This is a genomic window from Streptomyces sp. NPDC007189 (assembly GCF_040703635.1).
Classification (GTDB): Bacteria; Actinomycetota; Actinomycetes; order Streptomycetales; family Streptomycetaceae; genus Streptomyces.
On sequence record NZ_JBEYEY010000014.1, the window covers coordinates 161,414 to 185,571 of the forward strand.

Genomic DNA, 24,158 nt, shown 5'->3' on the forward strand with positions numbered 1-24,158 from the left:
GCACGCGCGCCGAGTCCGTTCGCCGCGCTCCGCGCAAGCCCCGCGACCGAGTTTTGACTGCGCGATCGTGTAGTGCCGTGGCGCGGGCGGGCGCCTTCGGCCGCTCACCCTGAAACGCAGTACTCCGTTACCGCGAAAGGCAGTTGTCGCGTCATGCCCCCCACCGCACTGCACCCCGGCCCGGCCGGCACCCTGCCCGGCGTCCCCGTCGTCGACATCACCGCCACCGGCCCCGGCCGCACGCCGATCCAGCAGGCCATGGAACTGATGCGCGCCCACGGCCCGGTGCTCGTGCGCCGGCTGCACGGCCGGGACGTGCTGTTCGTCGCCGACGCCGACCTGGTCGCGGACCTCGCCGACGAGCGGCGGTTCGCCAAGCACATCGGGCCCGCGCTGGAGAACGTGCGCTCCTTCGCCGCGGACGGCCTGTTCACCGCCTACAACGACGAGCCGAACTGGGCCAAGGCGCACGACATCCTGATGCCCGCCTTCGCGCTCGGCTCGATGCGCACCTACCACCCGGTGATGCTCAGGGTGGCCCGCCGGCTCATCGAGTCCTGGGACCGCGCGGCCCGGGACGGGCGGGCCGTGAACGTGCCGGACGACATGACCCGGATGACCCTCGACACCATCGGCCTGGCCGGGTTCGGCTACGACTTCGGCTCGTTCGCACGCGACGAACCGCACCCCTTCGTCGAGGCGATGGTGCGCTGCCTGGAGTGGAGCATGACCCGGCTCGCCCGTACCCCGGGCGAGGACCACTCCGCCGCCGACGCGGCCTTCCGGACCGACGCCGACTACCTCGCCGCGGTCGTGGACGAGGTGATCGCCTCCCGCACGGGCACCGACCAGAGCGGCGCCGAGGACCTGCTCGGGCTGATGCTCAGCGCGCCGCACCCGGCCGACGGCACCACCCTGGACGCCGCCAACATCCGCAACCAGGTCATCACCTTCCTCATCGCCGGCCACGAGACGACCTCCGGCGCGATGTCCTTCGCCCTGTACTACCTCGCCAAGCACCCCGCCGTGCTGCGGCTGGTGCAGCGCGAGGCCGACGCGCTGTGGGGGGAGACCGCCGACCCGGAGCCGTCGTACGACGACATCGGGCGGCTCACCTACACCCGCCAGGTGCTGAACGAGGCGCTCAGGCTGTGGCCGACGGCCGCCGCGTTCAGCCGGCACGCCCGCGAGGACACCCTGCTGGGCGGCCGGATTCCGCTCGCGGCCGGACAGGCCGTCACCGTGCTCACCCCGATGCTGCACCGGCAGCCCGTCTGGGGCGACAACCCGGAGCTGTTCGACCCCGAGCGGTTCACCGCCGAGGCCGAGGCGGCCCGCCCGGTGCACGCCTTCAAGCCGTTCGGCACCGGTGAACGCGCCTGCATCGGACGGCAGTTCGCGCTGCACGAGGCGACGATGCTGCTCGCCATGCTGGTGCACCGCTACCGGCTGCACGACCACGCCGACTACCGGCTCACCGTGAAGGAGACCCTCACCCTCAAGCCCGAGGGCTTCACCCTGACCCTCACCCCGCGCACCCCCGCCGACCGTGTGCACGCCCCGCTGCCCGGCGGCCTCCCCGCACCGGCCGACCAGGGCACGGCCCCCGACTCCCTCCCCGCCGGGGTCCGCCCCGGCACCGGCGTCCTCGTGCTGCACGGCAGCAACTACGGCACCTGCCGCGCCTTCGCCGCCCAGCTCGCCGACGAGGCCGCCGCCGTCGGCTGCGCCACCGAGGTCGCCGCCCTCGACGCGTACGCGGACGCACTGCCCACCGACCGGGCCGTCGTCATCGCCGCCGCCTCCTACAACGGCCGGCCCACCGACGACGCCCGCGCCTTCACCGCCTGGCTCGACGGCACCCCCGACCTGACCGGCGTCACCTACGCCGTCCTCGGCGTCGGCGACCGCAACTGGGCCGCCACCTACCAGCACATCCCCACCCGCATCGACGCCCGCCTCGCCGAACTGGGCGCCACCCGCCTGACCGACCGGGCCGCCGCCGACGCCTCAGGCGATCTCAGCGGCGCCGTACGGGAGTTCACCGCCCGGCTGCGCAACGCCCTGCTGAGGGAGTACGGCGACCCGGACGCCGCCGCCCCGGCCGAGGAGCCCACGACCGCCTACGAGGTGCGCACCCTGACCGGCGGCCCGCTGGACGCCCTCGCGGCCCGCCACGATCTGGTCCCGATGACCGTGACCGAGGCGTACGACCTCACCGCGCCCGAACACCCGCGCACCAAGCGGTTCCTGCGCATCGCCCTGCCCGAGGGCGTCACCTACCGCACCGCCGACCACCTGACCGTGCTGCCCGCCAATGCCCCCGACCTGGTGGACCGCGCCGTCGCCGCGTTCGGCCTCGACCCGGACGCCGTCCTCGACATCCGTGCCACCCGGCCCCGCCGCGACGGCCTGGCCGTGGACCGTCCGCTGACCGTACGGCAACTCCTCACTCACCACGTCGAGTTGCAGGAGCGGCCGAACGCCCGGCAGCTCGCCCTGCTCGCCGAGGCCAACCCCTGCCCGCCCGAACGCGCCGCCCTCGCCGCGCTCGGCGACGACGACCCGCGCACCCTGGTCGAACTCGCCGAGGACCACCCCGCCCTGCGCGGCGCCCTCGGCTGGCCGCTCCTGCTCGACCTGCTGACCCCGCTCAGGCCCCGCCACTACTCGGTGTCGTCCTCGCCGGCCGTCGACGCGGGCCATGTGGACCTCATGGTCTCCGTCCTCGACGCCCCCGCCCGATCGGGGAGGGGCCGCTACCGGGGCACGGGCTCCGGCCACCTCGCGACCCTCCGCCCCGGCGACACCGTGTACGCCCGCGTCCAGCCCTGCCGCGAGGCCTTCCGGATCGACGGCTCGGCGCCGGTCGTGATGATCGCCGCCGGCACGGGACTCGCCCCCTTCCGGGGTGCCGTCGCCGACCGCGTCGTGGCCCGCGCCACGGGTGCCGAACTCCCGCCCGCGCTGCTGTACTTCGGCTGCGACGCCCCCGATGCCGACTTCCTGCACGCCGGTGAACTGAGGGCCGCCGAGGCGGTCGGCGCGGTCGCGCTGCGCCCGGCCTTCAGCGCCGCGCCCGAGCGGGGCGCGATGTTCGTCCAGCACCGCATCGCCGCCGAGGCCGACGAGGTGGGGGAGCTGCTGGACGCCGGGGCCCGGGTGTACGTGTGCGGCGACGGTGCGAGGATGGCCCCCGGCGTGCGGGAGGCGCTGCGCACGCTGTACCGGCAGCGGACGCCGGGCGCCGACGCGGCGGCGGCCGAGCGGTGGCTCGGCGGGCTGGTGGCCGACGGGCGTTATGTGGAGGACGTGTACGCCGCGGGGTGAGCGGCCCCCGGACCCGCCGGGCCCCGGCTCTGCGGCATCCCCGCACGCCCTCCTTAGCTCATATCGTGAACTAAGGGTTGGGAGAAACTCGCCTTCGGCCCGGCCGAAGGGGTATGTTGCAGGTCGGGCCGGGTTCGTGAAGGGAGCCGTATGGCGGGGCGTAACGGGCGTACAGTGCGCGACCTCAGGCGAGGCAACCGTACGGCCGTGCTGCAGAAGCTCTACTTCGACGGCCCCCTCAGCCGCTTCGAGCTGGGCCCGGCCACCGGCCTGAGTTCCGGCTCGATCAGCAACGTGGTCGCCGACCTCGTCGCGGACGGCCTGGTCGAGGAGGCCGGCAGCGTCGACTCCGACGGCGGCCGGCCCCGCACCCTGCTGCGCGTCGCCCCCGACAGCGGGCAGATGATCGGCGTCGACGTCGGCGAAACCCGCGTCCGCGTCGAGCTGTTCGACCTGGCCCTGACCGAACTCGCCCGTACCGAACACCCGTTGACTCCGCAAGGTTACGACGTCGAGGTGATCGCCGGGCACATCCGCGACGGCATCGCCGAGGTGCTCGGCGCCGAACAGGCCGTACCGGAGCGGCTGCTCGGCGTCGGGGTCGGCGTGCCCGGCATCGTCGAGCACACCCCGGACCGGGGCGCCGTCGTCCACGGGCAGACCATCGGCTGGGACGCCGTCCCGCTGGAGCGGCTGCTGCGCTCGGCCTCCCGGCTCCCGGACGAGATCCCGTACTTCATCGACAACGGGGCCAAGACCCTGGGCCAGGCCGAGATGTGGTTCGGCGCGGGGCGCGGGGCGCACAACGCCGTCGTCGTGCTCTTCGGCTCCGGCGTCGGCGCGTGCGTGGTCACCCCCGAGGTGGAGCACGGACGGGCCGTCGAGTGGGGGCACCTGACGGTGCGGGTGCGCGGCCGCCGCTGCCGCTGCGGCGCCTCCGGCTGCCTGGAGGCCTACGCGGGCGCCGAGTCGCTGCTCGCCCGCTGGCAGGAGGAGGGCGGACGGCCGCCCGAGGACACCGACGAGGAGACCGCGCTCACCGCGATGCTCGCCGCCGCGTATCCGGCCGACGGCGCGGCGGCCGACCCGGTGGCGCTGGCCGTGCTGGAGGAGACGGCCGAGTATCTCGGCGCCGGGCTCTCCGACCTGATCAACCTCTTCCAGCCCGAGCGGATCCTGATCGGCGGCTGGGCGGGGCTCCAACTGGGCGCCCGCTTCCTGCCCGCCGTACGCCGGCACGCTACGGCGTACGCGCTGCGGCACCCGGCCGACAAGGTGACCATCGACCTCGGCCGGCTGGGCCCGGACGCGGTCACCGTCGGCGCGGCGATCCTGCCGCTGGCCGACTTCTTCGCCAGCGGCGGCCGCCGCCCGGAACCGGCGACGGAGGACCGCCTGCCGGCATGGCGAGCGGCGCTACGACAGCGGTCGCCGCGCTGACGGACGGGCGCCGATCACCCTTCTGGGGGGGGCAGCCTGAACGCGCGCCCGCCGCTCACGCAGGTGATTCGTCCGGTGACGGGTGTTCGGGGTGGACCGTCCCCGAGCGTGGCGAGCCGCGTGGGCCCGTGCCGGCCTCGTCCGTGTCGGGGACGTCGGTGTCCGGCGGGGAGGCCTCCTCGGCGGAGTCCTCCGCGCCCTGAGTGTCCTCGTCGCGTCGGCCCGGGCGGACCTCCCACGGGTCCTCTCCCGCGCCCGCCTGCTGGTCGGGCATGTCCCTCGGTACCGGGCCCGTGCCGCGCTCCGGCTCGGGCTCGCGTTCTGCGGCCATGACGTACTCCCCTCGGCCCGCTCAGCCGACCTTCTGCCCGCGCATCGGCTCGGTTTCCATTCCCGCGCCCTTCTGCAGGCCGTCCAGGAACTCCTGCAGCACTTCGGTCGCCGTGCGCCGTGGCTGCCAGCCCAGTTCGGTCTGCGCCCGGCCGCAGTCCATCAGCGGCAGGCGCAGCACGGCGTCGAACAGATGCGGCGAGGCCGGCAGCAGATGCAGTCCCCAGGCCGCGGCGATCGCCGACCGGGCCGCCGTACGCGGCAGCCGTACGGGGCGGCTGCCCAGCATCTCGGCGAGCACGGCGGCGTCGAGCGGCGGGTCCGCGGCGAGGTTGAACGCGCCCCGCGCGCCGGCCGTGTGCACCGCCAGCCGGTAGGCCTCGGCGGCGTCGTCGGTGTGCAGCGCCTGCACCCGGAGCCCCGGGATGTCCGGCAGGAAGGGCAGCAGCTCGGGGCGGGCCAGCGGCCCCGGCAGGAACCGACCGCCGAAGATCCGCCGCTGCTCGCTCGCGGACTGCCACTTGAACAGGAACGCCGGGCGCATCCGCACCACCCGCACCTCGGGGTGGTCCCGCTCGAACACGTCCAGCGTGCGCTCCAGATACGCCTTCTCCCGGCAGTACGCGGCGTCCGGCCAGCCGTGCGTCGGCCAGGACTCGTCCACCGCGCGGTCCTTCGGGCCCGGCGAGTACGCGCCCACGGACGAGGCGTGCACCAGCACCGGCACCCGAGCGGCGGCGACGGCCTCGAACACCCGGATGCTGCCGAGGACATTGGTCCGCCAGGTGGTCGCCGGATCGTGCGTCGGCTGGAACGCCCAGGCCAGATGGACCACCGCGTCCGCGCCCTCGAAGCGCTCGGCGAGGCTGTCCTCGTCGGCGGCGAGGTCGACGGCGGACCACTCGGTCTTCGGCGGCGACCACCCGGGCGTCCGCCGGGCCAGTCCGCGCACGGACTTGACCTGTGGATCCTCCGAGAGCAGCCGCACCACGCTCGTGCCGACATTGCCGGTGGCGCCGGTGACGACGACCCTGATGCCCGTTGCGCTGCTCACCTTCGGCTCCTCTCGGCCAGGGTTTCGCGGACGGCCGGGTACCCGGCTCCTCACGCGGGCACACCCGGCCATGACGTGGGGGGTAATCGACCGGCGTGCCCGGTCTGGGCAGTATCGGGACCGTCAGCGCGACGAGAGGCGTCGCACCAGGTCCCCACCGCCGAGGAGGCACCCATGCCGTACTTCGACAGCCCCGTCGACGGCACCCGTCTGCACTACGTCGACCACGGCCCCGCCACCGGCGCCGTCGTCGTCTTCGCCGCGAGCGCCTACCTCGGCCACGAGATGTGGGAGCAGCAGACGCTGCCGCTCGCGGAGGCCGGATTCCGCTGCGTGGCCCTGGACCGGCGCGGCCACGGCCGCTCCGACGACACCTGGAACGGCTACGACCTCGACACCCTCGCCGACGACCTGCACGGCCTGCTCGACCATCTCGACCTGCGCGGGGTCACCCTCGTGGGGCACTCCGTGGGCGCCGCCGAGGTGATCCGCTGCGTGACCCGGCACGGCGCCGCGCGCGTGGACCGGGTCGCCCTGGTGGCCGGGGTCAGCCCCGGGGTCGTCCGCTCGGCGAACCTCCCGGAGGGCATCGGCCCCGCGGACGTCCGCGCCGACGAGGAGCTGTTCCGGCGCGACCGGGCGGCCTACTTCACGCTGCTCGCGGACGACTTCTTCGCCGTCCGGCTCGGCAACGACGTCTCCCCGGCCTACGTCCGTCATCTGATCGACCGCTGCATGGTCGCCGGGCCCCGCGCCGCGACCGGCGTCCGGGCCGTCGTCGCCGGGCTGGACCTCACCGACGAGCTGCCCGCGCTGGACCTGCCGGTGCTGGTGGTGCACGGCACCCACGACGCCTCCGCGCCGTTGCCGCTCACCGGTGAGCGCGCGGCCAGGCTGGTGCCGGACGGCACTCTGAAGGTGTACGAGAACGCCGGGCACGGCCTGTTCGCCACCCACGCGGCACGGCTCACGGCCGACCTGCGGGAGTTCGTCGAGGCGGGTGGCGTCCGCGCGGGCGGGCCGGTCGGTGCCGGAGCGGCCGGCCGGTGAACGGGGAAGCGGCGGCCGGCCCCGGCCGTGAAAGACGGCGGCCCGCCCCCGGGCAGGAGAAAGCCCCGGCCGTGACGGGGGATTCACGGCCGGGGCGGTCAGGTGGCGGGCACGGATGGCGGTCGCCTCTCGGCGAAAGGCTCCACAGGGCTTCAGCCGAACGATCGTCCCTGTGGGCAAAAGGTGAGGCCCGGGGACACTGTCCCATCCGTACCCACGCCTTGTTCAACGGGCAACCACCCTAGGGTGTTCCGGTCGCCCCTGTGACCTGCGTCACCCTCTGTGAAGCTCAGGCCAGCGGGCTGGTGTCGAGCCGCTCCAGCAGGTCGGCGGGGTCGGCGTACACGGCCTCCGCCCCGGCCTCCTCCAGATCGGCCCGGGGGATCCCGCCGCACAGCACCCCCACGCAGCGCACCCCGGCCTTGCTGCCCGCCCGCATGTCCCACACGGTGTCCCCCACGAGCACCGCCCGCGAGGCCGGCGCCCCGGCCAGCTCCAGCGCGTGCTCCACGGGCTCCGGGGCCGGCTTGCCCTCCCGCACGTCCTCCGAACTCGCGGTGTCCGCGATCGCGTCGTCGGCGTCGATCGCCCGGCGCAGCGCGCCCAGTTCGGCGCCGCTCGCCGAGGTGGCGAGGACGACCGTCCAGCCGTCCCGGTGCAGCCGGCGCAGCAGCTCCCCGGCCTTCGGCAGGGCGGGCAGCCGGTCGAAGTACTGGCCGTACAGCGTCTTGTGCGCGGCGCTGAGCCGGGCGTCCTGATCCTTGTCGCGGCCGTCGCCGAGCAGATGGGCGATCAGATCCGTGGAGCCGAGGCCCACGGCCCGGTGCACCGCGTGCATGGGCACGTCGTGCCCGGCCTGCCGGAAGGCCTCCCACCAGGTGACGACGTGCAGGTGATTGGTGTCGACCAGGGTCCCGTCGACATCGAAGACGGCGGCGCGCTCCATCAGGGTTCCTTTCCTGGCTCTCGGTGCGGGCCGGGTACCACACCGGGCAGGTCAGGAACCCGCGGCGCGGGCCGGAACCCGGCCGTCCCGGGTCCAGGCCAGCAACTCATCGGCGGACCAGGTGGTCACCACCCGCTCGGCGGGCACCCCGCACTCCTCGGCCCGGGCGCAGCCGAGGATCTGCCAGTCCAGCTGGCCCGGCGCGTGCGCGTCGGTGTCGACGGAGAACAGCACCCCCGCGTCCACGGCCCGCCGCAGCAGCCGGCGGGGCGGGTCCAGCCGCTCGGGGCGGCTGTTGATCTCCACGGCCGTACCGGACTCGGCGCAGGCGGTGAAGACCGCGTCGGCGTCGAACTCCGACTCCGGCCGCCCCCGGCCCGTCACCAGCCGGCCCGTGCAGTGCCCGAGCACATCGGCGTGCGGATTGCGGACGGCGGCCACCATCCGGCGGGTCATCGAGCGGGCGTCCATCCGCAGCTTGGAGTGCACCGACACCACGACCACGTCGAGCCGCTGAAGCAGCTCCGGCTCCTGGTCCAGCGAGCCGTCCTCGAGGATGTCGCACTCGATGCCGGTGAGCAGCCGGAACGGCGCCCACCGCTCGTTCAGCTGCGCCACCACCTTCAGCTGCTCGCGCAGCCGCTCCGGCGACAGTCCACGGGCCACGGTCAGCCGGGGGGAGTGGTCGGTCAGCGCCGTCCACTCGTGGCCCAGCTCGGCCGCCGCCCGCCCCATCTCCTCGATCGGGCTGCCCCCGTCGGACCAGTCCGAATGGGTGTGGCAGTCCCCCCGGATCAGCGCCCGCAACGTTGCCCCGGCGCCCTCCGCGCCGGGGGACGCCCCGGCCTCCTCCTCCAGCTTGCGCAGATACCCGGGCACCTCCCCGGCCAGCGCCTCGCGCACCACCTGCGCGGTCTTCGGCCCGACCCCCTTGAGCGCCTCCAGCGTCCCGGCCGCGGCCCGCTCCGCCACCTCCTCGGCGGGCAGCGCGGCCAGCGCCCGGGAGGCGGTACGGAAGGCCTTCACCCGGTAGGTGGGCGCGAGCGCCCGCTCCAGCAGGAACGCGATCCGGTCGAGGGCAGCCACGGGCTCCATGCACCCCAGGGTGCCCGAGACGCCCCGCAGGGGCGCGGGGAACCGCGCGGGCAACCGCATCACACCCGCGGCCCGCGACGGCGCCCGGCCGGGCGGATGCGACCGTTTGCCGCCCCCGCCCCCGGGTACTGCGAAAACGCCCAAACCACCACCATGAGGAGGCTCGCCATGTCCCCACCGGCCGCACAGCGCACGGCGTTGGTAACGGGCGCGGACTCCGGGATCGGCCGCGCCACCGCCGTACGCCTGGCAGAGGCCGGCCTGGACGTCGGCATCACCTGGCACACCGACGAGAAGGGCGCCGAGCAGACGGCCGAGGAGGTCCGCGGCAAGGGCCGCCGCGCCGCCGTCGCGCAGCTGGACCTCACCCGGCTGCCCGAGGCCGCCGACACCGTGGACGAACTCTGCGCCGAGCTGGGCCGTCTCGACGTCCTGGTCAACAACGCCGGCACGGGCGTCATGACGCCCTTCCTCGACCTGACCCTGCCGGACGTGCGCCGCGTCCTGGACGTCGACCTCGTCGGCCCCTTCCTGTGCGGGCAGCGCGCGGCCCGGCACATGATCCGGCAGGGCGACGGCGGCCGGATCGTCAACGTCACCTCCGTCCACGAGCACCAGCCCCGGGTCGGCGCGGCCCCGTACTGCGCGGCCAAGGGCGGGCTCGGGCTGCTCACGCAGGTCATGGCCCTGGAACTCGCGGAGTACGGCATCACGGTGAACGCGGTGGCGCCGGGCGAGATCGCCACGCCGATGACCGGCCAGGAGGACACCGACGTGCACACCGAGCGCCGGCCGGGCGTGCCGCTCGGGCGGCCCGGCGACGCCCGCGAGGTCGCCGCGGTCATCGCCTTCCTGGCGAGCCCGGACGCCTCGTACGTCACCGGCGCCTCCTGGAGCGTCGACGGCGGCATGCTCCGGATGGGCCCGCAGGCCGGTTCCCATCTGACGAGCGACGACTGGCGGCGTCCCTGAGCGGGCAGCACGGTGACGCTTCAGGAGGCGCCGGTCCGCTGGACGGCTTCCCCGGACGACTCGTCGGCACGCGATGCGTTTTAGGCTCTATTGCATGACCGAACAAGCAGCTCCCCACATCTCCCATCCGCGGATCCTGGTGCTCGGAGTGTGCCCGGGCAAGCCCGGCGAGCGGCCCTTCCGGATCATGGAGATCGACGGTCAGGTGATCGGTCAGGCCAGGAACATCACCGACGTCCTCGAGACGGCCGCCTCGCACGGCATCACCATCCACGACCTGGACGACCCCGACGTGGTCCGCTGGGTCGGCGGGGGCAAGTACACCTGGACGGTGCACTGAGCGGGCCGCGGCCCGGCCGGTCGTCCACTGCCGGGCCGCGGCGCCGCTGCCGTCGTCCCCCTGGATCGGTGTGCCGTGCGCGGGGCGGGCGCCGGGCAGTTATGTGCCGGCGGGCCCGTGGAGCGGCATCCCGGCCGCGGTGCCGCTGGTCGTCACCGACACCGAGTCCACCACCAGTTGCTGCGGGAACTGGGTACTGGCGTCCGGGTCGCCGGGCCAGTAGCCGCCCACGGCCAGGTTCAGGATCAGGAAGAACGGCTTGTTGTCGTACACCCAGGTCTTCCCGCCGAGGTCGGCGGGGGTGCGCCGCTCGTAGACGGTGCCGTCCACGGACCAGGTGATGGAGCCGGGCGCCCAGTCGACGGCGAAGGTGTGGAAGCCGTCCGCGAAGGCCTGCCCGCCCGGCAGCGTGTAGGCCGCGCCGATGCCGCCGGAGCCGGAGTAGCCGGGGCCGTGGATGGTGCCGTGCACGGTGGACGGCTCGAAGCCGACGTTCTCCATCACGTCGATCTCGCCCGAGTCCGGCCAGTTCACGGGCGTGCCCAGCATCCAGAACGCCGGCCACATGCCCTGGCCGCGCGGGATCTTCATCCGCGCCTCGACGTGGCCGTACTGGGCGTTGAACTTGCCGGACGTGTTCAGCCGGGCCGAGGTGTACTGGCAGGTGCCGTACCAGCACTGGTAGCCGGCCGGGTTCTCCTTCCGGGCGGTGATCACCAGGTGCCCCTGGCCGTCCAGGGCCGCGTTGTTCGTCCCGGACGTGTAGTACTCGCGCTCGTGGTTGTTGACGTTGTCGCCGGTCTCCAGATTCCACTTCGAGGAGTCGACCGGGGAGCCCGCGGGTCCGTCGAAGGTGTCGGAGAAGACGGTGGCGGTCGCCGCCGCGGGCGCGGGGTTCTGCGCCCGCGCCGGAGCGACGGCGGCGGCGCCGACCAGTGCGGCGGACAGGGCGGTGAGCAGGCAACTGCGGAGCAGGCGTGGGGAAGCCATGGCTCTCCGTTCGGCGTGGGGGGGTGTGACGCCTCTTGATTTAAGGAGTGAGAAAAGGGAGGCGTCAATACCCTGGTGCAGACCTGTTGCTGACGGTCAGTCAGACGATTCCGGCGTGCGCACGCGCCGGTGCACCGCCCGCCCGAGCCGCCGCCCCAGCAGCAGCCAGCCGAGCAGCGCCCCGGACGTGTTCAGCAGGACGTCGTCGATGTCGAAGGCCCGCCCGGTGATCAGCGCGCCCTGGACCAGCTCCACCATCAGCATCACCAGCGCCGTGAGCGCCACCACGTGGAGCACACCGCGCGCACGCGGGGCGAGCACCGGCACCAGCACCCCGAACGGAACGCCGAGGAGCACGTTCCCGCCGATCTGCCGCATCGCGTCCACCGTCCGCGCCTGCTCCAGGTAGGCCCGCAGGGAGCGGCCGGGGTGCACGTTGCTGTGCGTCAGATGCGCCGAGGCGGGCGACGGCTCCAGTGTGATCCGGGCCAGCACGACGGCGAAGGCCACCATGAACGCGAACGCCACCAGCATCGCAGCCAGTCGCACGGGCAGCGGGAGCGCGTGCCGAGCGACCGGCCGGCGGCCCTTCGCGGCCGGCGCCCGCCTCCAGGGAGCGCTCAGCGCCTCGGGCAGCCGTGGGACGGCACGGGTCATGGCACACCTCCGACGGTCAACGTCCGTGTCCGCCAAGCCGGTTACCCGGCAACCGGCCCGCAATGCCACCGCCTGGGCGGCTCCGGGCGCGGCGCGGCGTTTCCGTTCACGCTCCCGGGGCACTCCGGATGCGGACCCGCGTGCCGCCGCCCCTCCACGGGCCCGGCGGTGCTTGGATGCCCCGAGCGGCACACCGGACACTTCGCCGCGCATGCGTACAGAGCGGACCGAGGAGGTGGCGGATGACCCGGCGTACGGCGCCGCGCACGCTCCTCCTCACCGTCGGTGAACTCCTCGCCTGGTGGGCGGCGCTGACGCTGCTGTGGCTGGTGCTCATCACCCCGGTCTACCCCCTGGAGTGGGTCGTCGGCGGGAGTTCCGCGGCCGTCGGGGCGCTGCTGGCACGGGCCGGCCGGCGGGCGGTGACCTGGCGGTGAACGGCTGGATCCTCGCGGCGGCCGTCGAGATCGGCGGGGCAGGGACGGCCGCCCTGTGGGGCGTGACCACCGGGGCGCCGGGCCGCCGCGTCGTCGCCCAGAACATGACCACCTCGGCCCTGTGCCCGGCCCTGCTGCTGCTCTCCCAGGGCTACGGCCGCCCGGCGTACGTGGACCTGGCCCTGCTGCTGGCCCTGCTCGGCCCGATCGGCACGCTCGTCTTCGCCCGGCTGCTCTCCGACGAACTGGAACGCGAGCGGCCGAGCGCCTGGGGACTGACCTGGACCGCCGCCGCCCTGAGCGCGGTGGTCGTGGCCGCCGTCTGCGTCCCCACCGGGCCCGGCCGCGCCATGGTGAAGCTGCTGGTCATCGGCGCCCTCCTGATCACCGGCAACGTCATCGCTTCACGCGCCCTGTCGGGCGGCTTCCAGGGGGTGCGGGGTGGCTGACGTGCGCGATGTCCGGCGTGCCGGCGGACCGGCAGGAACGGAGCGTCGGCGGCAGCCAGAGGTGCGCGACGGCGAGGGGCGCCTGACGGTCTGTCACCTTGCGGAAGGGGGAGCGGGGCGTGAGTGATGCCGTGATCGTCGTCGCGCTGCTGCTGATGGCCGCCTCCGCCACCGCGGCCGTCGTACAGCGCGACCCCGCCCGGCAGGCGCTGGTGCTGTCCGTGCTCGGCACCGTGCTGGCCGTGCTGTTCACCGTGCTCCAGGCGCCGGACGTGGGCCTGTCCCAGCTGGCCGTCGGCTCCGCGCTCACCCCGCTGCTCATCATGCTCAGCGTGCGCAAGGTCCGGCGGCGCGGCCGGCCGCAGGACGGTGCCGAGTGAACCGGCTGCGGCTCGCCCTGCTGGCCGTCGGCGGCGCCGGCCTGGCCGCCCTGCTCGTCGCCGGCTGCCTCGACCTGCCGGGCTTCGGCGGCAAGAGCCACCCCTACGGCGTCCGCGCCGTGCACGCCTCCCTCACCCGGCACACCGCCAACACCATCGCCTCCGTCAACTTCGACCAGCGCGCCTACGACACCCTCGGCGAGATGAGCATCATGTTCGCCGCCGTCCTCGGCTGCGTGGTGCTGCTGCGCCAGGCCCGCGACGAGCACCGGGAACAGCCGCAGCCCGCCGAGGTGGCCCGCCCGGTCCGCCGTTACGCGCTGATCGTGCTGCCCGTCGCCCTGGTCACCGGCCTCTACGTCATCGCCCACGGCCAGCTGAGCCCCGGCGGCGGCTTCCAGGGCGGCGTCGTCGCCGCGACCGCCCTGCACCTGCTGTACCTCGGCGCCGACTACCAGGCGCTGGAACGCGTCCGCCCGCTCACCGTCTTCGAGACCTCCGACGCGCTCGCGGTCTCCGCGTACCTCATGCTGGGCGTCGCCGGGGCCCTGGGCGGCACCGCGTTCCTGGCCAACACGCTGCTGCCGTACGGCACCTTCAACACCCTGTCCTCCGGCGGCGCCGTCCCCCTGCTGAACGCGGCCATCGGCATCGAGGTGGCGAGCGCGGTCGTCGTGCTGCTCGCGAACTTCCTCGACCAGGCCGTCGAGATCGAGGAGGAGCACGGGAGTTGAGATCCGTGATGCACGTCCTTCCCTACCTGGTCGCCGCCTACGTCTTCCTGACCGGCTGCTACGGCCTCGCCACCAGCCGCAACCTGATCCACGCCGTCGGTTGTCTCGCGGTCTGCCAGTCCTCCACCTACGTGCTGCTGCTCGCGGTCGGCTACCGCGACGGCGGCACCGCACCGGTCTTCTCCGACATCAAGCCCGGCTCGCGGCCCGTGGTCGACCCCGTCGTCCAGGCCCTCACCCTCACCGACATCGTCGTCGGCGCCACCGTCACCGCCCTGCTGCTCGCCCTCGTCCTGCAGATCGCCAAACGGCACGGCACGGTCGACCCCGACGAACTGCGGGAGCTGCGCGGCTGATGCACCATCTGCTCCCGCTGCTCGTGGCGGTCCCCCTGCTCGGCGCCGCCCTGCTGGTGGCCACCGGCCGCCATCTGCCCCGGATCGCCGCCGAGATCACCGGCTTCGTGGTCTCCGGCGGTACGGCCGCCCTCGCGCTCCTGCTGCTGCTGAACTCCTCGCCGCCGATGGTCGAGTGGGTCGGCGCCTGGCTGCCCGTCGGCGGCGAGAGCGTCGGCATCGTCGTCCTCGGCGACGGCCCCGCGCTCGGCATGGCCGCGCTGGTGTCCCTGCTGACGCTGGCCGCCCTCGCCTACTCCTGGCGCTACTTCGACGAACCCCCGCGCAGCCACCGGGGCGCCTTCACCGCGCTGATGCTGGTCTTCCAGGGCGCCATGTGCGGATTCGCCATCGCCGGCGACCTGTTCAACGCGTTCGTGTTCTTCGAGCTGATGAGCGTCACCGCCTACGCGCTCACCGGCTACCGCATCGACGAGGCGAAGGCCGTTCAGGGCGCGCTGACCTTCGGCGTCGTCAACTCCCTCGGCGCCTACGGCATGCTGATGGGCATCGCCCTGCTGTACGCCCGTACCGGCGAACTCGCCATGGCGAAGATCGGCCGCGGGCTCGACAGCGCGGCGGGGCACGGGGGAGGGGACGCCCTGGTGCTGGCCGCCTTCGTCCTCGTGGTGACCGGGCTGCTGGTGAAGGCCGCCGCCGTACCGTTCCACTTCTGGCTCCCGGACGCGCACGCCGTCGCCCCCACCCCGGTGTGCATGCTGCTGTCGGGGGTGATGGTCGAGCTCGGCGCCTACGGCGTGTGGCGGGTGTACGGCACCGTCTTCTCCGGACCCGGCGGCATCCCCGCCGCCGACCTGACCCGGGCCCTGGTCACCCTGGGCGCGCTCACCGCCGCGACCGGCGCCGTCATGTGCTGGTACCAGCGGCACATCAAACGGCTCCTGGCCTACTCCACCATCTCCCACACCGGCCTGTTCCTCGTGGCCCTCGGCGTCCTCACCCCCGAGGGCGACGACGGCGCCGCCCTCTACGTCCTCGGGCACGCCGGGGTGAAGGCCGCGCTGTTCGCCTGCGCGGGCGTGCTGCTGGACCGGTACGGCTGCCTCGACGAGCACACCCTGCACGGCCGGGCACGCGAACTGCGCATGACCGGGGTGATGTTCGCCGTCGGCGCCCTCGGCCTCGCCGGCCTGCCCCCGTTCGGCACGGGGCTCGGCAAGGCGGTCAGCGAGGAGGCGGTCGGCGGCCCGCTCACCGTCGTGTACGTCGCCGCCTCCGCCATCACCGCCGGCGCCGTGCTGCGGGTCGCCGCGCGCGTGTTCCTCGGTCTCGGACCGCAGCCGGACGAGGCCGGCTCCGAGCTGGAGACCAGCGGATCCAAGGAGGAACCCGAGACGACCGGACCGCTGAGCCGGATCCCCGACACCATGAGGACGGTCCCCGCCGTGCTCCTCGCCGCCGCACTCGCCGTCGGCGCGGTCCCCGGCTTCGGTGATCTGGTCGCCCGTGCCGTCAACGAGGCCGGATCCGGCGGCGCCCACGCCTCCGCCCAGTGGACGGCCCACGGCGTCCTGCTGGGCCTCGCCTCCACCGCGCTCGCCGTCGCCCTCGCCGGCCTCGCCGTCACCCGCCCGGACTGGACCGCCGCCCCCGACTGGGCCGCCCCCCTGCGCCGGCTGCAGTCCGGGCACGTCGGCGACTACGTGGCCTGGGTCCTGATGGGCACCGCCGTGCTGGGGGCGCTGGCCCTGCCCGGGGTGCTCGGCGGCTGACCGGCCGCCTCGGAGGGAGCGCCCCACTCCACAGAGGGGAAGGCCTGCTCAAAGGCCGTAGGTGATGTGCACCTCCCGGAAGCCGAGGGAACGCAGCAGGCCCTGGATCATGCCGGTGGTGTTGGTCTCGGCGCGCGCGGTCAGGCCACTGCCCTTCGCCGCGTCGGCGATGTGCCGCACGGCGAGCTTCTGCACGGCCTGCTCGCTGTCCGGGTTGTCCGAGAACAGATCGCCGAGCCGGTCCAGCAGGCCGCGTTGCTTGGACACGGCGTAGGAGTGGTCGGGGTCGAGGGCCGGCCTGCCGAGCCGGGCGTGCGGCAGCCGGAGCGTAGCGGACGTGCGGTCGCCGTTGACCCGTATGTCCTTCTCACCGACCTGGCCGAGGTCGACGTACGCGTCCACGGTGCCCGCGCCGACGTACAGGGTGCGGGTGCCGCGGATCGCCGAGGGCAAGTACTTCGCGTTCTTCTCCAGATCGACGACCACCTGGAAGTCGCCCGAGGCGGCGTCGTAACGGCTCATGTCCTGGATCGACTTCAGGAGAGCGGGACCGGAACGGTCGTGCGTCTCGGTGCCGAACAAGTCCTTGATCCCCGGGAGTACGGCCAGCCGGACACCGGCGAACAGCACGGCCAGCACGAGGACCAGCGCGGCGACGGCCTTGGCCCAGCCGGGCAGGCGCTTGACGGAAGTCGTCATGGTGACGTTCCTCCTTCCCCATCTGCGGATGCCCCGTCAGCTGCCCGCCAGACCGGCTCATCGAGGCGGCACCGTGGGCGGCGGACTCCCGCAGCAGGTAAGGAACACGCTTTTGCGGTGCAAATTCGATGTCACGTCATTAAAGAGACCCCCTGGACGCGATGAGAATTTCCTTGAAGGGTGCCGCCGCGGCGCTGCGCGGGCGCGCGGTGACCAAGACTGCTGGCCATGGCCACGAACGTCCTCGACGCAACCGCGTCCACCGGTGCCGACCGCCGCCCGCCCCGGCGACCACCCTGGCGGTCACCGGTGGGCGAGCCCGCGTACGCACGACCGGCGCTGCTGCTGCTCACCGTGCTCGCCGCCGTCCTCTACGGCTGGGGCATCGACCACAGCCAGTACCACACGTTCTACGCGAGCGCCGCCCGCAGCATGACGGAGAGCTGGAAGGCCTTCTTCTACGGCTCTTTCGACCCCGGGAACTCCATCACGCTCGACAAACTGCCGGGATTCCTGTGGCCGCAGGCGCTGTCCGCACGGCTTTTCGGATTCCATCCGTGGAGCCTGGCCCTGCCCCAGGTCCTGGAAGGAATGGCCTGCCTGCTGGTCCTGCACCGCCTGGTGCGCCGCTGGGCGGGCGTGAACGCGGCGCTCATCGCCTGCACGGCCTTCCTGGTGACCCCGGTTGCGGTCGGGTTGTTCCGCACCGCCGTCGAGGATCCCGCGTTCACGCTGTGTCTGCTGCTCGCGGCCGAGGCCACCCAGCGTGCCGCCCGTGCCGGCCGGCTGCGCCCGCTGCTGCTGGCCGGTGTCTGGGTCGGCGTCGGCTTCCAGGCCAAGATGCTGGAGGCATGGGCCGTCCTGCCCGCACTCGCCCTGGTCTACCTGCTGTCGGCGCCGCTCACGCTGCGCCGGCGCCTGCTGCACCTCGGCGTCGCCGCCCTCGTGACGACCGCCGTGTCGGCGTCGTGGATGCTGGCCGTCGCCCTCACCCCGGCCAAGGACCGGCCGTATGTGGATGGCACCACCACTAACTCCGCGTTCAGCATGGTGGTCGGCTACAACTTCCTGAGCCGCTTCTCCTCGCTCGGCGTCAGCGCGGCCTCGACGGGCAGCGTGAGCGCGACCCAGGGCGGCGGCGCCGGACGGGTCTTCCCCGGTACGACCGCCGGGGACGCCGGCCGACGCAGTACCGGCGCGTTGGGCGCGGGCGGGGCGCGCGCCGGCCAGGACGGCGGACTTCTCCGGGACGCCCGTGGCGCGGCGGGCGGCGGCGCCTTCGGCCGGGGCCAGAACGGCTGGTCGAAGATGTTCGCGACGTCGCTCGCCTCCCAGACCGGCTGGTTCTACCCGATCGCCGCCGTGGCCGCGGTCTGCGGACTGCTGTGGTGCCGGGGACGCCCGCGCACCGACCGGCTGCGCGCCGGATACGTCCTGTGGTCCGGCTGGCTCGCCCTGTACTTCCTGGTCTTCAGCGCGGGCAGCGTCGGCGGCCACACCTACTACATGGGCGTGATCGCGGTACCGCTCGCCGCGCTCACCGGAGCCGGAACCGTGCTGATGTGGCGCGCCCACCGGGCCGGCGGGCCGCGCGCCTGGGCGCTTCCGGCCGCGGTCGCGGCGACGGCCGCCTGGGGTGCGTACCTCGCCGGGCAGTTCCCGGCGTTCGTGCCCTGGCTCGCGCCCGCGGTGGCCGTGCTCGGCGTCGCCGCCGCCGGGCTGCTGATCCTGGCCCGGCCCGGCCGGCCGCGCGCCGCGGGCCGCCTCGCCCTGACCGGACTGGCCGCTTCCCTGGCCGCCCTGCTCCTCGCGCCGAGCGCCTGGGCCGTCCAGGTCTTCAACCCCGCCTACCGCTCGTCCACGATGGGCGCGGTCGGACCGACCGGCACCGGCCGCGGCGGCGGAACGGCGCGCAACGGGCCCGGCAGGTTCGGCCGGGCCGCCTGGACCGGCGGCGCCCTGTCCGGGCAGACGGCACGCGACGCCGCGCGCGGGGCGGGCCGCGGCGGCTTCGGCGGCGCTCAGGGCGACGGCTCACTGACCGCGGACCAGCGCCGCCTGCTCGACTACGCCCGCGCCCACCAGGGTTCCGCCGCCTACACGTTCGCCACCGGCAGCTGGAGCACCGCGGCCCCCTACATCCTGGCGACCGGCGCCCACGTCCTGCCGCTCGGCGGGTTCAGCGGCCGGGTGCCGTTCCCCACCGAGACGCACTTCCGGCAGCTGGTCGGCGCGGGCAAGGTGCGGTTCGTGCTGCTGGGCGGCGGCCGCGGCACGGGCTCCCTGACCACCGGCACGAAGTACCCCGGCACCGCGGCGGGTTCGCCCGCCGGCACGGGGACGACGACCGCCGCGCGGATCACCCGCTGGGTGCAGTCCGCCTGCACCCCGGTGCCCGCCTCGGAGTACGGCGGTACGGCCGCCCCCGGCGGCGGGCCGTCGGCCACCGCCCAGACGCTCTACCGGTGCGGCCCCGGCCGGTAGCCGCTCCCCGCCGCGACGGGGAGCGGGGGAGGAGTCACAGCGAGCCGGACGCGGCCTCGGACCGGGCCACGGCCGCGTCCAGCGTCGGGTGCGGGGGCAGCAGCCGGGACAGACCGGTGACCCGGAAGACCCGCAGGGTCAGCGGATGCGTGCACACCAGGTGCAGCTGCCCGCCCGCGCCCAGCACCCGGGCGCGGGCCCGGTACAGCAGCCGCAGCCCCGAGCAGTCGAAGAACTCCACCGACCGCAGGTCGATGACGACCCGCGCACCGGGCCGGTCGGTGACCCGGTCCAGATACGGGCCGATCTCCGTCGCCGAGACCAGGTCGATCTCGCCGCGCAGCTCCAGCACCGTGTGCGCCCGGTGTTCGTACACGCGGAGGTGACGGGTGAGTGGCGCAGGCTCGTCTCGCACGACGGCATCACCTCCCACCCGTGCCCGGACGTCGGTCTCCCGATCGTCAAGTTACCCTCGATGGAAGGAATTTGAGCATGTTCGGTTGACATATGTCTTCGAGTTTGAAGCGTATCGCCCGGTAATCGCGCTCCACCGACCGGAGTTGACGGTCAGTCGACCAGAAGGACCAGCTTCCCGGTCGTCCGTCCGGTGTCGCCCACTTCGTGCGCCTTCGCCGCGTCGGACAGCGGGAACGTCCCGGCGATCGTCGCCTTCAGCTTCCCCGCCTCCGCCAATTCCGCGATCTTCTCCATGCCGGCCCGGTCGGCGTCCACCAGCATGCGCACGGCCCGGACGCCGAGCCGCTCGGCCTCGTCGTGGAACTCCCGCGACCCGACCGGCAGGATCGACACCACGACACCGCCCGGCCGCAGCACCTTCAGCGACTCGACGGAGGTGTCCCCGCCGATCGTGTCCAGCACCACGTCGACGTCCCGGACCGCCTCGGTCACGTCGGTCGTCCGGTAGTCCACCGGCTCGTCCACGCCGATCTCCCGCAGGAAGTCGTGCTTGCCGGCGCTGGCCGTGCCGATCACGTAGGCGCCGCGCGACTTGGCGATCTGCACCGCCACATGCCCGACGCCGCCCGCCGCCGCGTGGATCAGCACCCGCTGCCCGGGCCGTACGTTCGCGTGCTCGGTCAGCGCCTGCCAGGCGGTCAGGGACACCAGCGGCAGCGCGCCCGCCTGGGTGTGGTCGACCGAGGCCGGCTTGTGCGTCAGGGCCCGGACCGGGGCGATCACGTACTCGGCGTGCGAGCCGTGGCCGAAGGGGTAGGGCAGCATGCCGAAGACCTCGTCGCCGGGCGCGAAGGCGGCCACGCCGATCCCGGTCTCCACGACCTCGCCGGAGACGTCCCAGCCGAGGACGAACGGCGGCTCGCCGAGGAAGCCGCCGGTGGCGCGGTGCTTCCAGTCGGTGGGGTTGACTCCGGCGGCCCGTACCCGGACCAGCACCTCGTTGGGGCGCGGCTTCGGCCGCTCCAGCCGTACTTCCTTCAGCACCTCGGGACCGCCGAGGACGTCCTGGCTGATGGCTCGCATCGTGTTCACATCGCTCATGGTCACCCAGCCTGCCGGGCGCCGCCCGCCGGGGAAATGGCATGATTGCCAAGCTCCGATAGGATCGTGCCATGACCGATCTGCAGTTCCGCACCCGGCGCCCCGAGCGGGTCGTCGTCCTCGCCCTGGACGGCGTCTACCCCTTCGAGCTGGGCATCCCCAGCCGTATTCTCGGCGCCGCCGACGGCCACTACGAGGTGCTGACCTGCACGGTCGACGGCCGCCCGGTGCGCACCAGCGCCGACTTCACCATCGGCGTCGCCCACGGCCCGGAGCTCCTTGGGACGGCGGACACGGTCGTGGTCACCTCGATGCCCCCGGCGTACATCCCCGCGGAACTGCCCGAGGAGGTCGCCGCGGCCCTCGCCCTGATCCGCCCGGACGCACGCATCGTCTCCATCTGCACGGCCGCCTTCGTGCTCGCCGAGGCCGGCCTGCTGGACGGCCGCCGGGCCACCACGCACTGGCAGGTGGCCGACCTGTTCCGCCGCCGGTACCCCAAGGTCGACCTGGACCCGGACGTCCTCTTCGTCGACGACGGCCGCATCCTCACCTCCGCCGGAGCCGCCTCGGGCGTCGACGTGTGCCTGCACATGGTCCGCACCGACCACGGCAGCTCGCTGGCCAACTCCGTGGCCCGCCGCTGCGTCGTCCCGCCGTTCCGGGACGGCGGCCAGGCCCAGTACATCGAGCAGCCGGTCCCCGTCAGCGGCGCGGCGAGCACGGCCGCGACCCGGGCCTGGGCCCTGGAGCGTCTGGACGAGCCGCTCACCCTGTCCGACCTCGCCGGCCACGCCCGGATGAGCCTGCGCACCTTCGCCCGCCGCTTCCACGACGAGGTCGGCCTCAGCCCCGGCCGCTGGCTGATCCAGCAGCGTGTCGCCCGCGCCCGGCACCTGCTGGAGTCCAGCGACCTCCCGGTGGACCGGATCGCCGCGGAGGTCGGCTTCGCCACCGGCGCCTCGCTGCGCCAGCACCTGCACGCCGCGATCGGGGTCTCCCCGCAGGCGTACCGGCGGACCTTCCAGCAGACCCGCTGAACGTTCCGGCCCGCTCGCGCGTCGCAGGGGCACGCAGCACACGGGAACAGGGGTGGGACATGCGCAGAGGACTGCCGGCGGTGGCGGTGCTGACGGTCGTGACGGTGGCGGGGTGCGGCGGCACGCCCCGGCCGGACCTGGTGGTGAAGGGCACCCCACCGGCCTCGGCGTACGGCGGACCGCTGTACGTGCCCACCCGGCAGACCGACGCGAGCGGGCCGAGGGCCCTGCGGCTGGCCTCCGGGGCGGCGGGCCGGGCGCTGGAGTGCGACGGGGAGATCTTCGAGGGTTCGGGCCCCGACGGCTGGAGCGAGCCGGAGGGCGGCAGGACCCCGCAGGACGGCCTGCGGCTCTTCTTCGACATGGTCCAGCCGGGCCTGCCCGACCACGGCTGGCGCGTGGAACGCCGGGCGGGGGACCGGGTGTTGTACTCCTACGACGTCGGCGGCCGGACCAGGGCGGCCGTCGTGGTGGCCAAGGACCAGAGGAACCGGCCGGGTTGGGGCCCGGAGACGAACGCCTCCTGCGACCCCGCCGAGTTCCCCGCCGCGTTCGCGGCCGCCCAGGGCTGGGAGGTGTGGACGGACCGGCACGGCAGACGGGTGCCGGTGAGCCGGCTGACCAGCTCCGCCGGCCCCGCACACTGCGGCTGGCAGTCCGCCCACTTCCTCGACCTGGACGGTACGACCTACGCCCGCGACCCCGAGGGCGCGCTCGGCGACGAGCTGCTCACCGCGCCGTACCGCGGCCGCGTCCGGATGCCCGCAGACGCCCGCGACACCGGATACCGCTACCGCGACCGGCGCCTCTGGCTCACCCCCGACCACGCCACGGCCTACGTGCGCACCCCCGACGGCGTGGAGGCCTGGCCCCGGCTGAAGAAGGGCGTCGGCTGTGCGTGACGCCCGCTCCCTGCGGCCGCCGGGACACGCCTGGATCACATCCGTGCGGGGACCCGGGGCAGACGGTCACACTGGACGCCGTTCGCGAACCGAGGAGGCGTCATGACCCCACCGCCCGCCCGCACCCCCGCAGAGCGCAAGAAGGACACCCTGCACCGGCTGGAGAACGACGTCGACGTCTGGGTCGCCACCGCCGGACCGGACGGCGCCGAGCCCTATCTCGTGCCGCTGTCCTTCGTGTGGGACGGCGCCACCCTGCTGATCGCCACCCCGGCCGACAGCCCCACCGGCCGCAACCTCCTGGCCACGGGCCGGGCCCGGCTGGGCCTCGGCCCGACGCGGGACGTCGTGATGATCGAGGGCACCGTCCAGTCGGTGACCCCGGAGGACCTCCCCGAGGAGGACGCCGAGGTTTTCGCCGGCAAGACCGGCTTCGACCCCCGCCGGCTCTCCGCCCGCTACCTGTACTTCAGGATCCTCCCGCAGCGCGTCCAGGCCTGGCGCGAGGAGAACGAGCTCAGGGGCCGGGAGTTGATGCGCGACGGACGGTGGCTGCCGGCCGAGTGAACCCGGCCGCCCGGGATATCCGCAGAAGGAGGACATTCCCGGGAGGAGACATGACACTGGTGAACCGCGGCGTGGTCGTGCTGGACTGCGCCGAGCCGGAGAAACTCGCCGAGTTCTACCGGCAGTTGCTGGAGGGCGAGCAGTCGCACGCCTCGGCGAACCTGGTGGAGGTCCGGGGCGCCGACGGCATCCGGCTGGCCTTCCGCCGCGATGTGAACGCCACCCCGCCGAGCTGGCCCCGCCCGGAGAACTCCCTCCAGGTCCATCTCGACTTCCTGGTCGAGGACCTGGACGAGGCCGAGCGGCGGGTGGTGGCGCTGGGGGGCCGGCCGCTCGACACGAAGGACGCGCCGGGGCCGTACGAGGAACGCGGCTACGCCGACCCCGCGGGCCACTCCTTCACCCTGCGCCTGCTGCCGGCCACGGCGCCGAAGCAGGGCTGAGCGGCTCCGCAAGGCGGCCCGCCGGGACCCGGCTCTGCCGCGAGGGGGGTTCGCGGGTCCGGGCGATGCCGAGAGCCGCGGGCCCGACCAGTCACGACACATCCGCAGGGGGGCGCGACCTGACTTCGAGGCGTCGCGGCATTCGCAGCCGGGTGGCTCGACCCGCGGCGTCG

At 74.0% G+C, this 24,158-nt stretch carries 24 protein-coding genes and 1 pseudogene; 16 read left to right on the top strand and 9 right to left on the bottom strand.

Annotated features, from left to right (window positions below; genetic code table 11):
- Positions 1–153 precede the first annotated feature (153 nt).
- On the top strand, positions 154–3,330 hold the full coding sequence (locus AB0950_RS27055; RefSeq protein ID WP_366779591.1) for a cytochrome P450: 3,177 nt from the start codon (positions 154–156) through the stop codon (positions 3,328–3,330).
- Between the two features lie 150 nt (positions 3,331–3,480).
- Entirely contained in the window at positions 3,481–4,770 is a 1,290-nt protein-coding gene (locus tag AB0950_RS27060; protein WP_360148864.1) for an ROK family protein, read from the top strand.
- A 55-nt stretch (positions 4,771–4,825) separates the two neighbouring features.
- Here the strand turns inward: AB0950_RS27060 and AB0950_RS27065 are convergent, their stop codons facing one another.
- Both AB0950_RS27065 and AB0950_RS27070 read right to left on the bottom strand, forming a co-directional pair.
- Positions 4,826–5,101, bottom strand: coding sequence for a hypothetical protein (locus tag AB0950_RS27065; protein WP_360148861.1), 276 nt, complete (start codon positions 5,099–5,101; stop codon positions 4,826–4,828).
- A 21-nt stretch (positions 5,102–5,122) separates the two neighbouring features.
- The gene (locus AB0950_RS27070) at positions 5,123–6,154 is read right to left on the bottom strand and encodes an SDR family oxidoreductase (protein WP_366779592.1); all 1,032 of its coding nucleotides are present in this window, start codon (positions 6,152–6,154) and stop codon (positions 5,123–5,125) included.
- A 174-nt stretch (positions 6,155–6,328) separates the two neighbouring features.
- Here AB0950_RS27070 and AB0950_RS27075 point away from each other — a divergent pair, with 174 nt between their 5' ends.
- Entirely contained in the window at positions 6,329–7,204 is an 876-nt protein-coding gene (locus tag AB0950_RS27075) for an alpha/beta hydrolase (protein ID WP_360148855.1), read from the top strand.
- A gap of 289 nt (positions 7,205–7,493) precedes the next feature.
- Here AB0950_RS27075 and AB0950_RS27080 read toward each other — a convergent pair whose 3' ends face one another.
- Both AB0950_RS27080 and AB0950_RS27085 read right to left on the bottom strand, forming a co-directional pair.
- Positions 7,494–8,150: an HAD family hydrolase gene (locus AB0950_RS27080; RefSeq protein WP_360148852.1), complete on the bottom strand. Its 657-nt coding sequence runs from the start codon at positions 8,148–8,150 to the stop codon at positions 7,494–7,496.
- A 51-nt stretch (positions 8,151–8,201) separates the two neighbouring features.
- Positions 8,202–9,245: a PHP domain-containing protein gene (locus AB0950_RS27085; RefSeq protein WP_366779593.1), complete on the bottom strand. Its 1,044-nt coding sequence runs from the start codon at positions 9,243–9,245 to the stop codon at positions 8,202–8,204.
- A 168-nt stretch (positions 9,246–9,413) separates the two neighbouring features.
- On the opposite strand from AB0950_RS27085, the gene AB0950_RS27090 reads away from it, so the two are divergent.
- Positions 9,414–10,217: an SDR family oxidoreductase gene (locus AB0950_RS27090; protein ID WP_360148846.1), complete on the top strand. Its 804-nt coding sequence runs from the start codon at positions 9,414–9,416 to the stop codon at positions 10,215–10,217.
- Between the two features lie 94 nt (positions 10,218–10,311).
- Complete coding sequence (locus AB0950_RS27095) at positions 10,312–10,557, top strand: hypothetical protein (RefSeq protein WP_360149780.1); 246 nt, start codon at positions 10,312–10,314, stop codon at positions 10,555–10,557.
- A gap of 15 nt (positions 10,558–10,572) precedes the next feature.
- Here AB0950_RS27095 and AB0950_RS27100 read toward each other — a convergent pair.
- Positions 10,573–11,547, bottom strand: a pseudogene (locus AB0950_RS27100) (glycoside hydrolase family 16 protein); the annotation flags it as partial.
- Positions 11,548–11,643: 96 nt separating this feature from the next.
- Entirely contained in the window at positions 11,644–12,204 is a 561-nt protein-coding gene (locus AB0950_RS27105; protein WP_360148843.1) for a VanZ family protein, read from the bottom strand.
- Between the two features lie 242 nt (positions 12,205–12,446).
- Here AB0950_RS27105 and AB0950_RS27110 point away from each other — a divergent pair, with 242 nt between their 5' ends.
- The 6 genes from AB0950_RS27110 to AB0950_RS27135 all read left to right on the top strand — a co-directional run bounded on the left by AB0950_RS27110 (position 12,447) and on the right by AB0950_RS27135 (position 16,332).
- The gene (locus tag AB0950_RS27110) at positions 12,447–12,641 is read left to right on the top strand and encodes a hypothetical protein (RefSeq protein ID WP_366779594.1); all 195 of its coding nucleotides are present in this window, start codon (positions 12,447–12,449) and stop codon (positions 12,639–12,641) included.
- Positions 12,638–13,090: an MrpF/PhaF family protein gene (locus AB0950_RS27115; RefSeq protein ID WP_360148837.1), complete on the top strand. Its 453-nt coding sequence runs from the start codon at positions 12,638–12,640 to the stop codon at positions 13,088–13,090. The genes AB0950_RS27110 and AB0950_RS27115 overlap by 4 nt, the downstream gene beginning before the upstream one ends.
- Before the next feature lie 119 nt (positions 13,091–13,209).
- Entirely contained in the window at positions 13,210–13,470 is a 261-nt protein-coding gene (locus tag AB0950_RS27120) for a hydrogenase subunit MbhD domain-containing protein (protein ID WP_360574487.1), read from the top strand.
- Entirely contained in the window at positions 13,467–14,204 is a 738-nt protein-coding gene (locus tag AB0950_RS27125; protein ID WP_366779595.1) for an MnhB domain-containing protein, read from the top strand. Before AB0950_RS27120 ends, AB0950_RS27125 begins: the two co-directional genes overlap by 4 nt.
- A gap of 8 nt (positions 14,205–14,212) precedes the next feature.
- On the top strand, positions 14,213–14,560 hold the full coding sequence (locus AB0950_RS27130) for a sodium:proton antiporter (RefSeq protein WP_330342723.1): 348 nt from the start codon (positions 14,213–14,215) through the stop codon (positions 14,558–14,560).
- Entirely contained in the window at positions 14,560–16,332 is a 1,773-nt protein-coding gene (locus AB0950_RS27135) for a complex I subunit 5 family protein (protein WP_360148828.1), read from the top strand. Before AB0950_RS27130 ends, AB0950_RS27135 begins: the two co-directional genes overlap by 1 nt.
- A 48-nt stretch (positions 16,333–16,380) precedes the next feature.
- Here the strand turns inward: AB0950_RS27135 and AB0950_RS27140 are convergent, their stop codons facing one another.
- A complete protein-coding gene (locus tag AB0950_RS27140) occupies positions 16,381–17,031 on the bottom strand; it encodes a DUF4230 domain-containing protein (protein WP_366779596.1) in 651 nt (216 codons plus the stop codon).
- A gap of 228 nt (positions 17,032–17,259) precedes the next feature.
- On the opposite strand from AB0950_RS27140, the gene AB0950_RS27145 reads away from it, so the two are divergent.
- The gene (locus AB0950_RS27145; RefSeq protein WP_366779597.1) at positions 17,260–19,515 is read left to right on the top strand and encodes a glycosyltransferase family 39 protein; all 2,256 of its coding nucleotides are present in this window, start codon (positions 17,260–17,262) and stop codon (positions 19,513–19,515) included.
- A 34-nt stretch (positions 19,516–19,549) separates the two neighbouring features.
- Here AB0950_RS27145 and AB0950_RS27150 read toward each other — a convergent pair whose 3' ends face one another.
- Both AB0950_RS27150 and AB0950_RS27155 read right to left on the bottom strand, forming a co-directional pair.
- Positions 19,550–19,930 (bottom strand): anti-sigma factor antagonist, encoded by a 381-nt coding sequence (locus tag AB0950_RS27150; protein ID WP_360148819.1) that lies wholly within the window; start codon positions 19,928–19,930, stop codon positions 19,550–19,552.
- Positions 19,931–20,082: 152 nt separating this feature from the next.
- Positions 20,083–21,033, bottom strand: coding sequence for an NADP-dependent oxidoreductase (locus AB0950_RS27155; RefSeq protein ID WP_366779598.1), 951 nt, complete (start codon positions 21,031–21,033; stop codon positions 20,083–20,085).
- Between the two features lie 71 nt (positions 21,034–21,104).
- Between AB0950_RS27155 and AB0950_RS27160 the strand changes: the two genes are divergently transcribed.
- The 4 genes from AB0950_RS27160 (at position 21,105) to AB0950_RS27175 (ending at position 23,985) form a co-directional block, all read left to right on the top strand.
- A complete protein-coding gene (locus AB0950_RS27160) occupies positions 21,105–22,073 on the top strand; it encodes a helix-turn-helix domain-containing protein (RefSeq protein ID WP_360574493.1) in 969 nt (322 codons plus the stop codon).
- A 59-nt stretch (positions 22,074–22,132) separates the two neighbouring features.
- The gene (locus AB0950_RS27165) at positions 22,133–22,975 is read left to right on the top strand and encodes a hypothetical protein (RefSeq protein ID WP_366779599.1); all 843 of its coding nucleotides are present in this window, start codon (positions 22,133–22,135) and stop codon (positions 22,973–22,975) included.
- A 102-nt stretch (positions 22,976–23,077) separates the two neighbouring features.
- Positions 23,078–23,542, top strand: coding sequence for a pyridoxamine 5'-phosphate oxidase family protein (locus AB0950_RS27170; RefSeq protein WP_366779600.1), 465 nt, complete (start codon positions 23,078–23,080; stop codon positions 23,540–23,542).
- A gap of 50 nt (positions 23,543–23,592) precedes the next feature.
- The gene (locus AB0950_RS27175; protein ID WP_360148804.1) at positions 23,593–23,985 is read left to right on the top strand and encodes a VOC family protein; all 393 of its coding nucleotides are present in this window, start codon (positions 23,593–23,595) and stop codon (positions 23,983–23,985) included.
- Positions 23,986–24,158: the final 173 nt, after the last annotated feature.

Coding starts and splice junctions, on each gene's coding strand:
- AB0950_RS27165 (WP_366779599.1), top strand. CDS start 22,133: ATGCGCAGAGGACTGCCGGCGGTGGCGGTGCTGACGGTCGTGACGGTG.
- AB0950_RS27175 (WP_360148804.1), top strand. CDS start 23,593: ATGACACTGGTGAACCGCGGCGTGGTCGTGCTGGACTGCGCCGAGCCG.
- AB0950_RS27085 (WP_366779593.1), bottom strand. CDS start 9,245: ATGGAGCCCGTGGCTGCCCTCGACCGGATCGCGTTCCTGCTGGAGCGG.
- AB0950_RS27090 (WP_360148846.1), top strand. CDS start 9,414: ATGTCCCCACCGGCCGCACAGCGCACGGCGTTGGTAACGGGCGCGGAC.
- AB0950_RS27080 (WP_360148852.1), bottom strand. CDS start 8,150: ATGGAGCGCGCCGCCGTCTTCGATGTCGACGGGACCCTGGTCGACACC.
- AB0950_RS27155 (WP_366779598.1), bottom strand. CDS start 21,033: ATGAGCGATGTGAACACGATGCGAGCCATCAGCCAGGACGTCCTCGGC.
- AB0950_RS27160 (WP_360574493.1), top strand. CDS start 21,105: ATGACCGATCTGCAGTTCCGCACCCGGCGCCCCGAGCGGGTCGTCGTC.
- AB0950_RS27110 (WP_366779594.1), top strand. CDS start 12,447: ATGACCCGGCGTACGGCGCCGCGCACGCTCCTCCTCACCGTCGGTGAA.
- AB0950_RS27135 (WP_360148828.1), top strand. CDS start 14,560: ATGCACCATCTGCTCCCGCTGCTCGTGGCGGTCCCCCTGCTCGGCGCC.
- AB0950_RS27055 (WP_366779591.1), top strand. CDS start 154: ATGCCCCCCACCGCACTGCACCCCGGCCCGGCCGGCACCCTGCCCGGC.
- AB0950_RS27130 (WP_330342723.1), top strand. CDS start 14,213: ATGCACGTCCTTCCCTACCTGGTCGCCGCCTACGTCTTCCTGACCGGC.
- AB0950_RS27170 (WP_366779600.1), top strand. CDS start 23,078: ATGACCCCACCGCCCGCCCGCACCCCCGCAGAGCGCAAGAAGGACACC.
- AB0950_RS27145 (WP_366779597.1), top strand. CDS start 17,260: ATGGCCACGAACGTCCTCGACGCAACCGCGTCCACCGGTGCCGACCGC.
- AB0950_RS27065 (WP_360148861.1), bottom strand. CDS start 5,101: ATGGCCGCAGAACGCGAGCCCGAGCCGGAGCGCGGCACGGGCCCGGTA.
- AB0950_RS27095 (WP_360149780.1), top strand. CDS start 10,312: ATGACCGAACAAGCAGCTCCCCACATCTCCCATCCGCGGATCCTGGTG.
- AB0950_RS27105 (WP_360148843.1), bottom strand. CDS start 12,204: ATGACCCGTGCCGTCCCACGGCTGCCCGAGGCGCTGAGCGCTCCCTGG.
- AB0950_RS27075 (WP_360148855.1), top strand. CDS start 6,329: ATGCCGTACTTCGACAGCCCCGTCGACGGCACCCGTCTGCACTACGTC.
- AB0950_RS27140 (WP_366779596.1), bottom strand. CDS start 17,031: ATGACGACTTCCGTCAAGCGCCTGCCCGGCTGGGCCAAGGCCGTCGCC.
- AB0950_RS27060 (WP_360148864.1), top strand. CDS start 3,481: ATGGCGGGGCGTAACGGGCGTACAGTGCGCGACCTCAGGCGAGGCAAC.